A 14267-nucleotide genomic window follows, 5' to 3' on the forward strand; every position below is an offset into this window, starting at 1 on the left:
GCGTGTTGAGCTGACGCCCGTACGCGCGGAGGAATCCACCGAACTCCCTGCGTATCCGCTCCTCGCGCCGAGACACGGCCTCGCAGCGCGAACTAGGGTGCGCGACCCCTACGAGTTCAACTGGGCGTGCCCGTTGTGTGCCCATACCTGCGGCATCAGGCTGTCGGGGCGCGTGAGCCTTGATGCCAGCGAATTACGCCGGAGGGACAGTTGTGAAGGGATTCCCTTGCGAAGCCCTTGATGTGCAGAAAACCCTTCCGCTGAGGCTGATCTTGGCAGTACTTTGCGCCACTAAGGACCCGGCACCCCGCCGGGCGAATCACCCCCGGGAGCACCCCTTATGCGCACTCGGATCCTTCCCACGACGGCGCTGCTCGCCCTGACCGGCGCGCTGCTCGCCGTACCGGCCAGCTCAGCCCAGCTGATCACGGCAGCGTCCACCGAGATCTGCTACACCCCGCAAGCCAGCACCGGCGCGGCCGCGAAGGGTGGCCGCGGCAACGACACCCGGGAAATCTCCGCCACGGAGCAGTCGGCGATCGAGGCCCGCACGGCCGCGATCCTGAAGGCCAAACGCGAGCGCGGGAGCGGCATTCCGCAAGGCGCGTTGGCTGCGGCCAACGTCCCGGTCTACGTGCACGTGATGGCCGCCGCGAACGGCGCCGGCAACGTGACCGACCAGCAGATCGCCGACCAGATCTCGGTGCTCAACAAGACCTTCGCCGGTCAGGAGTCCTCGGCCGCGGCTAACACCGGGCTTACCTTCACCCTTGCGGGCACGGACCGCTTCTACAACGACACGTGGCACACCGACGGTGACACCACCACCTACCGGTCGCAGACCCGCAAGGGCGGCGCCAACGCTCTGAACATCTGGCTGGTGGACTTCTCCTACCTCGGCATCGCGACCTTCCCGTGGGACTACAGCCGCAACCCGAGCATCGACGGTATCCGTGTCGACTACGCCAGCTTGCCCGGCGGAAGCGCCACGAACTACGACCTCGGTGAAACCGCCACCCACGAGGCAGGGCACTGGTTCGGGCTGTACCACACCTTCCAGGGCGGCTGCACCAAGCGCAACGACGAGGTCGCTGATACCCCCGCCCAGTCCAGCTCCACCAACGGCTGCCCTGAGGGCCGCGACTCCTGCCGTCTGGCCGGCCTGGACCCGATCCACAACTACATGGACTACTCGTACGACACCTGCTACAACCAGTTCACGCCGGGTCAGAGCACCCGTATGAGCGACAACTGGGTCGCATACCGCGCCTGAGGCCAACCAGTCTTGATACCTGGCCGCCACCCCCTAACAGTGGGCGTGGCGGCCAGTGCGGCGCGTGTCAAGACGTGACGCCGTGACCACCGGTCGCCAAGTCACGGTGAACGAGGTGCAGCAGTCAGGCCGGCGCGTCCCGGCCCGCGTTGATCGGGCCGTCAGAGCTGGTGGCTGTTGCCCCGGATGGTGGGCACTGCCTCAGGGGCAGCGCCCACCATCGTGCCGCTTTCCGTCAGTCGTCTGACGGGAAGACCTCAAGCTCGTTGATCGTCAGGTAGTTCGTGCCGGCGAGCTGGATTCGCACGTACCGTCCGGTGGCGTTGACGGGCAGCGTGGTGGGTCGGCCGGCCGGTGCGGCCTGCATGGTGCTCCACACGCCTGGGGCGGTCAGCTCTGCGGTGGTGAGTGGGCGGTTCGGTAGTGGGTTGTCGGACACCACCAGGTGGTAGTTGGCCAGCCGCTCGGTGCAGCAGTTCCCGCGGTTCCACACCGCGACCTGCCCGATGGGTTGGCTGCTGCCGAGGTCGACCTGCCACCACGCGTTCTGGTCGTTGTTGGTGTGGCTCATGTTGCCGTGCAGGCCGTCGGTGTCACCGTCGACCGCCTTGGACGCCGTGTAGCTGACGCCGCCCGAGCCCGGGTAGGTGCTGGATTGCGTGGCTGGCTTGTTCAGTGCGAGGTTGGGTCTCTTCACCTCGATCGTGGTCCGCGCGGTGAAGGTGGTGTTGCCCAGGGTGGCGGTCAGGCTGATGTCGTGTTGGCCGAATGGCGCGTCAGCCGGCACGCTGAGGGTGGTCTGGAACCTCTGCGCGCCGCCTCCCGGCGACGCGTCGAGCTTGAAGGTGGACGGCTCCACACTCAGGCCGGCCGGCGCGTTGATGCGGACGTTGCCAACCGGGTTCGGCTCGTCACCGGTGTTCGACACGGTCACCGTCATCGGCAGCGTGTCGCCACGGTGGACCTGCTTGGTGACATCGCTGCTGAGTCGCAGTTGGGGCATGCCGGGGGTGGAGATCTTGAAGGTGTAGGCGTGCCGACTCGTGGTCGCCTCGGCGCCTTCCGCCGGCATTTGGACGATCATGCGGCCGTTTTCCCGGTGCCAGGCGAGCGGGGCGGCGTTCTTCGCGCCGAGCAGCGTCACCTGGGTGCCCGGGTTAGCCGGGATGGTGTCCGCGAGGTTCAGCTGCTGGCCCGGCCAGTCGAACGCGGTGACGTAGACCGCGTTCTTCTTCACCGTGAACCGCACCGGCACGTTCGCCGTACGGTCTTCGAACTGGTTCCAGTACGTGCTGCCGTAGATGGCCTCGCCGTTGATCCGGAGCCAGTCGCCGATCTCGTGCAGCTTCTCCTGGTGGTCGGCGGGGATCGTCCCGTCGGGCCGCGGCGACATGTTCAGCAGCAGGTTGCCGTTCTTGCTCACCACGTCCACCAACTGCTCGATGAGTCGATCTGGGGTGGGGACGGGGTAGCCGGGCTTGTCCAGGTAGAACCAGGTGCCCATGGTGGCCGAGGTTTCCCACTTGAACGGCTGGATGTCGGACAGCACCACCTGCTCCGGAGTCAGGTAGTCCGGCTGGAATCGATCGGTGTGGCTACCCTGGTCGGAAATGCGGCAGCGGTTGTTGACCACCACCTCCTTGGGGTGCTGCCGGTTCTTCGCCTGGTTGTAGTAGTGGGCCAGCGTCGGCATGAGGTTCCAGTACGCCGCGTTGTGGGTCCAGTCGCCGTCGCACCAGATGAGGTCCGGATCGTAGTTGTCGATCAGCTCCTTCATCTGCAGGTTGAGGAACTCGGGGTAGGTCGCGAACGGCTTGTAGCCGGTGTAGGGAATCGGTGCCCCGGTGTACGGGTTCGTCGGCTGCTGGCCGGTCTCCGCGGGATTCAGCCACTCCCAGATGGAGTAGTAGGCCCCCCGCTTCAGTTCCGGCGCGCGTTCCTTCGCCGCCGCGAACAGTTCACCGGTGAGATCACGGTGCGGCGGCTGTGCCATCGAGTTGCGGTCGGAGTACTGGCTGTTGAACAGCGCGTAGCCGTCATGGTGCTTGGTCGTCAGCGCGAAGTACTTCGCGCCGGAGTCCTTGATCAGATCCACCCAGGCGTTCGCGTCGAACTTCTCAGCGGTGAATCGGGGGAAGAAGTCGTCGTAGTTGACACCTTCGCCGTAGGTGTCGCGGTGATGCTGCCAGGTGCCGCTGCCCCGCCGGTTCATCTGGTACTGGTACCACTCGTCGTATGCCGGCACCGAGGTCGGGCCCCAGTGGATGAACACGCCGAACTTTTCGTCGTTGAACCAGTCCGGCGCCGTGTGCTGTGACAGCGACTGCCACGTCGGCTCGTAGTCCGGGCTACTCGCTGTCGCGCTGGCCGGCGCCACCGCACCCAACAGCGGTACGACGCACAGCGCGGCGAGCCCGGCTCGAAGCCGTGCCCCATGCTTCATGCGATCTTCCTTTCCGATCGGGATCGAGGGGTCTGACGCGGAGCATCTGGACACGGCGGATGAGCGGTCGTGCCATCCCGGTGCCTGAACAGGGACAACCGGGGCGGAACGCATCGACGAGTCTGACTTGCGTCAGCGTTCCGCCTACCCTAGAGGCTCGTCATAGATCACACAAGATATAGGATCTATTGAGAAGCGAGGTGTCTCTGCCCGCCGACATCGCCGCCTGCGGCAGGGCCTGGCGCAGCCGTCGGCCGAACTCACGGAAAAGAACCTGAAGCTCCGATCCATGGTGGCTGTCGCGACGGGTGCTCGTTCCGTTCAGGCGTCCTGGCCGAAGAGCAGCCCGGCGGCCAAAGACGTCAGCCCGGCTCTGGTCAGCGGCTGTTCCGGGTCAGGCGGTGTGTCCATGGTCCGATAGCTGCTCGGCGGAATCCCGTAGGTGTGGCGGAAGCGCCGGGAAAAGTGGAAGGCGCTCACGAAGCCGCAGGCGGAGCCGACGTCCTCGATGCGAAGGTTGCTGTGTCGCAGCAACACGGCGGCTCGGGCCATCCTGATCATCTCCAGCGCCGCAGCGGGGCCGACCCGATATCGTGCCCGGAACAGCCGCGCCAGGTGGCCTGCGGAAACGCCGGCAGCGGCGGCCAGTTCCGCCACCGGCACCGGGCACGCCACGCCGTCTCTCCACCGACCGGCGATGTGCTCGACCAGCCGCCTGAGGTACGGGTCCAGGGACCGTTCGCCACGCGGATCGGCGACCAACGGGTCGGCGAACAGTTCGAGCAGCCAGCCGAGCACGGCACGTTGGCGCACCGCGGATGCCGGTGACGGGTCGGCGCCGAGCCGGAGCAGGTAGCGGCACAGCGCGGCCAGCGGGTCGCCCGGTGACAGCGTTCGGCAGTCGGGCCAGTCGGCGACGTCGTCCCCGCCAGCGTCAAGGCTGAAGTGCACGTACGCGTGCGCCGACGGTGCTTCGGCGTCCCAGCTGAACTGGTGGGTTGTCCCGGGGCGGGTCAGCAGGAGCATTCCCGGCCGAAGGTGTAGCCGCCGCTGGCCGGATTGCCAGATGGACGTGCCGGAGAGCAGCCAGACGAACTCGAAGTCGTGCAACGTGACCGGTCCGTAGGTGGACCCCGGCGGGTAGTGCGCGACCCGCGTTCCACCGCACGCAACGACTTCCGGTGTCACGATCAGGCATGCTATCCGCTTTTTCTGGACATGGCTTCTGCACCCCGACGCATGCCACCGTCGAGGCAACACGCCCGACGGAGAAGGTGACATGACTGCTCTGGCCCCCCGCTCCCAGACCGGGACATCCCAGCCGGACGAGGTATCGGATGCGCTGATCGCGCAGGTGAAGGCGAACGGCTACGCCGTTCTGCCGGACGCCCTGACCGCCGACGAGGTCGCCACGCTCAACACCGAAGCGGCCCAGATCTGCCGGACGCAGCTGCGCCTCGATCGGCAACCCACCGACGGACTCGCCGACATCGACGTGTTGCGGCGCTTCCTGTGCCTGCACCAGCCGCACAAGGCGTCGGCGATCTTCACCGCGGCGCTGGCGCATCCCCGCCTGGTGGCCGTAATGACGAAGCTGATCGGCCCGAACGTGAAGTCGATGCAGTCGATGCTGTTCGTCAAGTCAGCGGGCAAGCCCGGCCAGGCCTGGCACCAGGACGAGTTCTTCATCCCGACCCGGGACCGGTCACTGTATGCGGCCTGGATCGCGCTCGACGACGCCACCGTCGACAACGGCTGCCTGTGGGTGCTTCCCGGATCCCATCGGACCGGGGTGCTCTACCCCGACCGGGACCACGCCGATCCGCGCTTCGACTGCACGGTCGAGGCCTACAACTTCCCTTTTTCGGACCGAGACGCGGTGCCGGTCGAGGTGCCGGCGGGCGCGGCGGTGCTCTTTCACGGATACCTGCTGCACCGGTCCCTGCCCAACACGGCCGAGCGCGGATTCCGCCGCGCGTTCGTGGGCCACTACATGTCCGCTGAATCGCTGTTGCCCTGGGGGCCGTTGCCCAGCGATTGCCACATCGGCAAGCACGACTTCCGCGACATCGTCATGGTCGCGGGCGAGGACCCCTACGGGTGGCGGGGCGTCGATGACGTCGTCGGCATGCACGTACGCGCCGACGGCGACGGAGGCTGCGGCCGATGACCCGCACCGCACTCGTCGTCCGCGGCGGTTGGGAGGGCCACGCGCCCGTCGCCGCCACAGACCTGTTCATCCCGGGTCTGCGAGCGAACGGCTACGCGGTCGACGTCGCCGACTCACCCGACGTCTACGCCGACGGCGAGTACCTGGCCGGCGTCGACCTGATCCTGCAGTGCTACACGATGGGCAGCATCGAACCGCAGCAGTTCGCGGCGCTGGAAGCCGCGGTGCGGGCGGGGACCGGATTCGCCGGCTGGCACGGTGGGATCATCGATTCCTTCCGCAACACTCCCGCCTACTGCCACCTGGTGGGCGGGCAGTTCGCCTGCCACCCGGCCAAGGCTCCCGACGAGTGCGGCGGCGTCCCGGACGACTACTTCCTGCCACACCGGATCACCATGGTTCCGGCCACGCGCGAGCACCCGATCACCGTCGGCCTCGACGACTTCGACCTGATCACGGAGCAGTACTGGGTGCTCACCGACCCGTACAACGATGTGCTGGCCACGACGACGGTTCCGGCCCGCGACGGGGATCCCTGGCGGCGGCCGGTGACCTCACCGGCGATCTGGACCCGGCGCTGGGGAGCCGGGAAGATCTTCGTCGTCACCGCCGGGCACAGCCTGGACGTACTGCAGCACCCGAGCGTGCGGATCGTCATCGAAAGGGGCCTGCGGTGGGCGAGTCGGTGAACATCGGAATCATCGGCTGCGGCAACATCGCGTCGCAGTACCTGGAAACGCTGCCCCGCCTTCCCCAACTGACCCTGGTCGCCGTCGCCGACCTCGATGCCGAGCGTGCCCGCGCGCTCGCCGGCACCGTGTCCGGGGTCCGCGCGGTGAGCGTCGCCGAGCTGCTGGCCGCCGACGACGTCGAGGCGGTGCTGAATCTCACCGTCCCTGCCGCCCATGCCGACGTGTCCCTTGCGGCGATAGCGGCGGGCAAGAGCGTCTACAGCGAAAAGCCACTCGCCGCGACCACCGAGCAGGCCGGCGCGATCCTGGCCGCGGCCAACGCTCGCGGCATCGCCCTCGGCTGTGCCCCGGACACCGTGCTCGGCACCGGCATCCAGACCGCTCGCAAGGCCATCGACGACGGCCTGATCGGACCGCCCGTCGCGGCCACCGCGACCATGGTCACCGGCGGGCACGAACGCTGGCACCCCAACCCCGACTTCTACTACCTGCCCGGGGGTGGGCCACTGTACGACATGGGGCCGTACTACATCAGCGCGCTGGTCAACCTGCTCGGTCCGGTCACCACCGTCCTCGGCGCCGCGCGGCGTAGCCGAGCCACCCGCACCATCGGCTCCGGTCCCCGCGCCGGCGAAGCCATCGCGGTCGAGGTCGACACCCACGTCACCGGCGTCCTCCGGCACGAGAACGGCGTCCTGTCCACCCTGGTCATGAGCTTCGACTGCCTTGCCACCACGGCGGCGAGCATCGAAGTCCACGGGACACACGGCTCACTGGTGGTTCCCGATCCGAACGCGTTCGCCGGCGACCCGCTCGTTCGCACCGGCTCCGACGCCGAGTGGCGTCGCCTACCGGTGAGTGCCGGGTACGAGAACGCCAGCCGGGGCTACGGCCTCGCCGACCTCGTGTCCACCCGGCCGGGGCAGACGCCGCGCGCGAGCGGAGAGCTGGGCTTCCACGTACTGGATGTGATGCAGTCGCTGCTGCTCGCCGCGCGGGCCGGGAGTGCCGTCGCGGTGGCGAGCCGATGCGTGCGCCCACGACCGGTGGAACTCACCGACCTTCTCGCCCCGGAGTGACACCCGCCGCCGGGCCGGTTTCGCGACGGCCGCAGGCCCCTCGTCGCATCCGTGGAATCAGTCCCACTGGTCGACCTTCATTTTTGACAACCCTCTTCCCATAAACCGGGTTCGCTACTAGCGTGCACCCATGAGCCCACTCGCTCGCCGCAGTTTCCTCTCGGGGTCCCTCGGTCTGGCCGGGGCTGCGCTCACGGCATCAGTCGCGAACGCGGCCACCAACCCGGCCGCACCTGCCACACCGCCCACGACGCAGCCCCCACCTCTCGAGATGGTGACGAACGATGGCCGGGCCGTGGCCACGGTTACCTGGACCGGTGGGCGGGTCGAGCAGTTCGCTGCCGAGCAGATCCGTGACTACGTCGAGACGATGACCGGCGTGAGGCTGCCCGTCGTCCAGGCATCGATCGGTGGCAGCGCGCCAGATGGTGGGGCCGTGGTCATCCGTGCCGGTCGCACGGCGAGCGTGCCCGCAGCGTGGCTCGCCACCGCCCGCGCCATGCTCGAGGGCGCCCCGGAGGATACTCTGGCCCTCCTCAGCGGCGAGGACCATATCGCGCTCGTCGGGGTCGGCTCACGCGGGACTCTCTTCGCCGCGTACGCCCTCCTCGAACAGTTCGGCGTGCGCTTCTTCGCCCCTAAATTCGCCTTCTACGAGGGCGCTCACGAAGTCGTTCCGCGCCAGGCGGGGCTGACCGCCCCGCCCCAGGCCACCATCGACCGACCCGCGTGGGCCTTGCGGCGTCGCTATGTGGAGGAGGGCTACAGCCACACGGACACCTCCATCAGTGCTCTCATCGACTGGATGGCCAAGAACCGCCTCAACACCATCGTCATACCTGCCGACTATCTCGGCATCGGCGTGACGACCTACGACGCACTGCGCACGGCGATCACCGAGGCCGCGCAGAAGCGCGGGATCATGATCGAGGTGGGCGGGCACGGATACGAGAGCTACCTACCGCCGGAGGAGTATCCGCAGTTCTACACGACGGGCAGCAACGTCTTCGACGTCTTCAACGAAGCCGCTCTCCAGACGTACATCGGCCACGCCGTGGCATACCTCAAGGCGAGACCGGAGATCGCAATCTTTGACTGCTGGCCCCCTGACGGGGCGTCGTACACCGGTGAACTGCGAACGCGGTACGGCAAGGGAGCCAACGCCGAATCGGTCGTCGTCAACGCCCTCACGGCCCGCCTGCGCCAGGAACTGCCGCACGTACGCGTCGAACGCATCGCCTACTACCAGACGGTGGAGCCACCAGACCCGGACTACGCTTGCGATCCCGAGGTCATCGTCGACTACGCCCCCTACTCGCGTTCGTTTGACGCCGGCCTCGGCGACCCGTCATCGCCCGCGAACCGCAACCAGTCGGCTCCGTTGACGAGGTGGCGCTCCACCTTCGCCGGGTCGATCGCCATGTACGAGTACTACTGGCGCTACCGCTGGCGCTCACTACCCGTGCAGCCGCTCGACGTCGTCGTCCTCGACACCGAATGGGAGCAGTCCCTGCCGGTGCAGGGCATGGGCATGTACTCCGAGCCCGCGGACTGGTGCGTCAAGGAGTACCTGCAACTCTTCGTGTCGGTCCGTTCGTGGTCGCCCGACATCGACCTCGGGAGTCACCTCGACGGCTATCTCACAGCCCGATTCGGTGCCGATACGGTCTCGCCGATGCGTCGCTACTTCGAGGCAGTCAGGCGCGATGCGGACGGCTACGCCAGCAACGCCGCCGCCGCGGGCGGACTGGAGGCCTACCGAACGGCACACGGCACGCTCCTCGAGGCGCGGGCAGTCTGTCTGACCCGTGCGGGCCGACTCGTTCTCGACCGTCTCATCGCCAACACCGAGATCGCCATGGCCGACATGCGCATCGGCGTGCTCACCGCGCAGGGCTCCCCCGACCTGGCGCAGGCTCGGGCCGACTACTGGGACCTCGTGCAGGAGCGACGCTTCCACGGCGTCGTCCTGCCCAATATGCAGGTCATCTGGCGACGCGACGGCGGATCGTCGACGCCGTACGCCAGTGTCGCGAACCGCCGGGAGGTCCGGGAGTCCTACGCCCAGCCGGCCTACGGATGGGCCACGCCGGCCGTCACCGTCAAGCCCGAAACCCCTGCCACGGTCCGGATCCGTGCGAACGATGTCGACTTCGCCGGCCACACCATCGACTGGGTCGCCGACGTGCCAGCCGGAATGACACTCACGCCCGCCGGTGGGACCCTCACCGTGAGCGGGACGGAGGGCGACGGCCTCGATGCGGTCCTTGCGATCGGAGACGCCCCTGCGGGCCAGCCCACGCTGATTATCCGCTTTGCAACCGGCGGGGTGGAGCTCAATCCGGCGAGCGTACGCGTCACGGCCGAGCGCCCCTTGTCCGCCGCCCGCATCGACGCCGGCGCCAGCGTCGCCTCCACCGACACCGGCGGGCGGGCGTGGCTCGCAGATGCGTTCTACGTGGGTGGCACCACCGCCCGATGGGCCAACAACATCGCCGGCACGGACGACGACGAGCTCTATCGCACGTTTCGACGAAGCTCAGCAGCCGCGACGCCGCTGCGCTACCGCCTCCCGATGCGCAACGGCACGTACAGCGTCACCCTGGGCTTCATCGAGCCCTACTACGCAACCGCGGGCTCGCGCGTCTTCGACGTCGTCGCCAACGGCACCACCGTGATCGACGACCTCGACATCCTCGCGGAGTCTGGCTCCCGCTTCACGGCCATCGAGCGCTCGTTCACGACCACCATCACGGGTGGGATCCTCGAGCTGAGCTTCCCCGCCACACGGGACCTCGCGCTCGTCTGCACCATTGACGTTCAGCCCCAGTAGGCCACACGACTGGGCCCTTCGTGCTCGATCCCGGCGGGGGTGTTCGCGCCACCGCCTGGGTCAGCGTGTAACCAATGACGCGGCATCGGTAGTTGTCGTGGTTGCGGTAGCCGCAGGCGAGTCGTCTGGGCCCCTGAGCTGAGAGCTGGTGACCAGAGCTGGGCGAGCCGGGAGGTGAGCCCCTCCCGGCTACGCGATCTCAGCGGTGGTCGGCGGGTTGCAGGTGCACCGCGACCACACCGAGCCGGGGTATCGCGGTGACGACCTCGTCGCCGTCGATCGTGGCGGGCCCGATGGGGTCGCCCAGGTAGGTGGCGCGGGCTGCGGCGGTGACCGGGAAGCCGCAGCGCAGCCGGACGTCGAGTTGTTCGGTGGCGAAGGATTGCAGCCGGACGAGGAGGCCGGCGGGCGTGCCGGCGGCCTGGGCGGCGGGCAGCGGGGTGACCCCGAGCACGGCAACGCGTGGATCGCTCACCGAGAGCAGGGCCACCTCAGCGGGTGCGTCCAGGTCTGTGCCGCCGTGCGCAGCCACCGCGATCAGCGGATGGTCGATCTCGTGCGCCGTGCGCAGGGCGAGCGCGTCGGCGTCCAGCTCCTCGCCGGCCCGCCGCACGCCCACCGCGTACCGGAAGACCGTGTCGAACGCCTGCTGAGAGGGAAAGTTGGTGTCCCAGATGTTGTTGTGGACCCACGAGTAGAGCGTGGCCGGCTCGCGTGGGGCCGTGCTGTCCGGAAACGGTGTGTAGGGCAGCGCGATGGTCTCTGGCTCGACGAGTGGCGCGTCCCGCGTCACCCAACAGACCGGTCCGGCCGCGTCCTGCAGCGACACGAACGAACGGACGGCGCGCATGTGCTGCGGTGCGCCGGGCACGTGTTCCAGGTCGGTGCCGGTCAGCGCACCGGTGACCTCGTAGTGCACGACCGGCCGGTCCAGGGCGAACGGGAACGCGAAGTAGGCGCTTTCCTTCGTCATGGTGGCCGGCTTGTCGAGGTGGTTGTCGATGACCACGTACGCCGCGTGATGCCCGAGTCGGATCGTGGTCCGCGCCGAGCGGACGCCGTCGGCCGCGTACTCGTAGGTGAGGCGTTGCTCCAGTGCGTCGTCGATGCGTTCCAGCAGCACCGCGGGCCGGGCCAGGCGGCGGCTGCCGAGCAGCTCCAGTTTTTCGCTGACCTGGGTCTTACCGCTCTGGTGGTTGACGCCGCCAGCGGTGGCGTAGGTGTCGTAGACGTAGCCGTTGAAGCCGACCACCGCGTCCTGGTTGACCAGCTCCCGGCCGGTCGCCTTCTCGGTCAGGCTCGCGATGCAGGCGCGGCCCAGGTCCACCCGTACTCGTAGGTGGTCGTTCTCCAGGACGAGGTCGCGCTCGGTCGGCAGGCCGTCCAGCGTCTGCGGGGGTGCGGTGCTGGCGGTCACATCGAACACCGGCGGCATCGCGCCGGCGGGCTGCGGTGCCCGCGGGTTGACGGTCCCGGTTACCTCCAGCCGGACCAGGCCGAACGGCGGCACGTCCGGCACCGTGACCCGTAGCCACCGCCCCGCGTCCCGGTGTACGGGGTTGACCTGGGGTTCCTCCACCGCGGGCAGGCGGGTGCCGTCGCGCCCGTCGGTGACCAGCAGCGGCCGGTCCAGCGGGACGCGGCTCTCCCGGACGAACAGCTCGACGATCGAGCTGCGTGCCGTGGGTGTGGTGTTGACCGCCCAGAACGTCACGTCCGCGCGGTCGCCAGCCGTCAGCACCGCGCCGAGCGCGGCGGAGGCGTGGTCCAGGAGGGTGGCGGCATCGTCGTGGCCGTGCAGGGCGAGGGCGTACTTCCAGTGCCACTGCTGCTCACCGGACTGCGTGCCGCTGTCGCCGTGGGTCCACGGATCGGCGGCGCCCCAGGTGTGTTCGTTGAACAGGGACACGGAGTGGTAGACGCCGGCGGCGCCGTCCTGCGCGGCCGGCGCCAGCGCGCCGGACAACGCGGTTCCACCGATGAGCGCCGCCATGCCGTAGAGGCTCTGCGCGTCGGTCACCGCTGCCTGGGCCCGGCGCACCATGGCCTGCGGGCGGGCGCCGGATCCGATGCCGTCGACCCACCAGTCACCCCAGTCGCCCTCGAACGAGGGTATGCGGTCGCCCAGCCGTGCCTCGGCGTCGGCGAAGAAGTCGGTGTTGGTGGACAGTCGCAGCTTCGGGCTGTCCCAGGTCTCGTTCCACCGGCGCACCGTCTCGGCGAGGATGAGCCGAGGTGGCGCGTTGTCGCCGAAGTGGCCCTGTACTCGCAGGTGCAGCACGTCCCACGGGTACGGCTCGCGGTCCGTCACGGCCGGGCCGTACCAGCCGAGCGTTCCGAACGGGAACGGGTACGGCCGGGTGGCCAGCGCGGTCAGGTAGGCGGGGAGCAGGTCGTCGACCATCGCGTAGGAGGTGTCGAAACCCAACATCGGACCTTCCATGTAGGCGAAGCCGTGCGGGGTGTCGGTCATCCACACCAGCACCTCGTTGCCCGACGGCGATCGCCACCGGAACAACCGCGGTAGCTGCGAACCGCCGGTGAGGTTCGGCACCGACCGGCCGGCCCAGTTGTGCGCCACGGACAGATACCTGATGTCCAGCTGCGCCAGCGCGTCCGGTAGGCCGGCGACGGTGCCGGGCACGTCGGTCTGCATGGCGGACCGGATGTCGACGCCGTAGTCGCGGCGGACCTGCCGGGCGAGGCGCAGCAGCTCGTGCAGCTCGTCGGTGGAGCACGCGTCGGTGTGCAGGTTGTACGGCATCGCGGTCAGCTCGATCTGGCCGGCGCGTACGCGGTCAACGAACTCCGCGACGCGGTCCGGCGGCCGCGCGGCGGCCCACTGCTGAAACGACCAGAGTGATTCCACCGCCCAGCGGAACCGGGACTCCTCGGGCCAGCCGTCGGTGACGCGGGTCAGGTCGAGGCAGGAGTCGAGGAAGGCGACGTGCTGGCTGAGCACCGTGCCCTGCGGATCGGTGTAGCCGATGTCGAGGTGCGAATGGTGCACCAGGTGGATCGTCCAGTTACGCGGGGGCTCCAGCGTGAACTCCAGGACGGCGTGCGTGTCGCCGTTGCGGACCTCGAGGCGTACCTCGCGCCGTTCGTCCTCGGCGGGCAGCAGCAGTCGCGGACCGCCGTGCGCGGGCAGCACCTCGATCGGTACCGGGCCGCGCCCGGCGATCTCGGCGGTGAACTCCCAATCGGGATACTGATCCGTGGTGCGGGCGTTGTCCCCGGAGATCAGGATGCGTACGGCCCGCTGCGGGCCCGCCGAGGTGCGCCGCACGAGGTGCTCCGGCAGGACGCGTAGTTCGGCGCCCGCCATCGAAGCTCTTGCGGGGACGGCGAGGTCCATCATGCCCGTGCGGGCCTTCTCTGTCGACCACGGGTGGTCTCGTACCAGGGTGCGAGTGGTCATGGGGGTTTTCTCCTCGAAGTGGAGGCGATGGTCAGAGGCGGTGGTAAGCGGATCCGTACCGGACCTGAGCGTCAGACCGCCGATTGGATGTAGGCGTTGGTCCCGCTGCTGTGCCCGGCGGTGTCGATGAACCACAGTTGGTAGGTCGTCGTCATGTACTGCCGTCCCTTGGGTGGACCACGTGGTTTGGTAGGTGACCGGCCCGGTGCGCCCCAGCCGACGTTGGGCAGCTATTCGGAGCCGTCCAACTCGCTGTAGGAGTTCATCGTGGCCAGCGCGGCGCGGCGGCAGCAACCGCCACACCCAGAGCGGCTCCGTGGCTGAGACGCGACCCACTCATGGGAGGCTCCTTGCGA

General features: G+C 68.5%; 8 protein-coding genes. 5 read left to right on the forward strand and 3 right to left on the reverse strand.

Annotated features, from left to right (window positions below):
• The first annotated feature begins 340 nt into the window (after positions 1–340).
• Positions 341–1273: a zinc metalloprotease gene (locus tag AB0I41_RS21755; protein WP_357110370.1), complete on the forward strand. Its 933-nt coding sequence runs from the start codon at positions 341–343 to the stop codon at positions 1271–1273.
• Between the two features lie 235 nt (positions 1274–1508).
• Here AB0I41_RS21755 and AB0I41_RS21760 read toward each other — a convergent pair whose 3' ends face one another.
• On the reverse strand, positions 1509–3716 hold the full coding sequence (locus AB0I41_RS21760) for an alpha-L-fucosidase (RefSeq protein WP_357110373.1): 2208 nt from the start codon (positions 3714–3716) through the stop codon (positions 1509–1511).
• 321 nt (positions 3717–4037) lie between these two features.
• The gene (locus tag AB0I41_RS21765) at positions 4038–4904 is read right to left on the reverse strand and encodes an AraC family transcriptional regulator (RefSeq protein WP_357110375.1); all 867 of its coding nucleotides are present in this window, start codon (positions 4902–4904) and stop codon (positions 4038–4040) included.
• A gap of 91 nt (positions 4905–4995) precedes the next feature.
• On the opposite strand from AB0I41_RS21765, the gene AB0I41_RS21770 reads away from it, so the two are divergent.
• The 4 genes from AB0I41_RS21770 to AB0I41_RS21785 all read left to right on the forward strand — a co-directional run bounded on the left by AB0I41_RS21770 (position 4996) and on the right by AB0I41_RS21785 (position 10490).
• Positions 4996–5886: a phytanoyl-CoA dioxygenase family protein gene (locus AB0I41_RS21770; protein ID WP_357110377.1), complete on the forward strand. Its 891-nt coding sequence runs from the start codon at positions 4996–4998 to the stop codon at positions 5884–5886.
• Positions 5883–6575 (forward strand): ThuA domain-containing protein, encoded by a 693-nt coding sequence (locus AB0I41_RS21775; RefSeq protein ID WP_357110380.1) that lies wholly within the window; start codon positions 5883–5885, stop codon positions 6573–6575. The genes AB0I41_RS21770 and AB0I41_RS21775 overlap by 4 nt, the downstream gene beginning before the upstream one ends.
• Positions 6560–7657, forward strand: a complete 1098-nt coding sequence (locus AB0I41_RS21780; RefSeq protein WP_357110382.1) for a Gfo/Idh/MocA family oxidoreductase — start codon at positions 6560–6562, stop codon at positions 7655–7657. The genes AB0I41_RS21775 and AB0I41_RS21780 overlap by 16 nt, the downstream gene beginning before the upstream one ends.
• A gap of 271 nt (positions 7658–7928) precedes the next feature.
• Positions 7929–10490, forward strand: a complete 2562-nt coding sequence (locus AB0I41_RS21785; RefSeq protein ID WP_357110385.1) for a DUF4838 domain-containing protein — start codon at positions 7929–7931, stop codon at positions 10488–10490.
• 199 nt (positions 10491–10689) lie between these two features.
• Here the strand turns inward: AB0I41_RS21785 and AB0I41_RS21790 are convergent, their stop codons facing one another.
• The gene (locus AB0I41_RS21790) at positions 10690–13911 is read right to left on the reverse strand and encodes a hypothetical protein (protein ID WP_357110388.1); all 3222 of its coding nucleotides are present in this window, start codon (positions 13909–13911) and stop codon (positions 10690–10692) included.
• Between the last annotated feature and the right edge of the window lie 356 nt (positions 13912–14267).

Source organism: Micromonospora sp. NPDC050200 (assembly GCF_040656135.1).
Taxonomy (GTDB): Bacteria; Actinomycetota; Actinomycetes; order Mycobacteriales; family Micromonosporaceae; genus Micromonospora.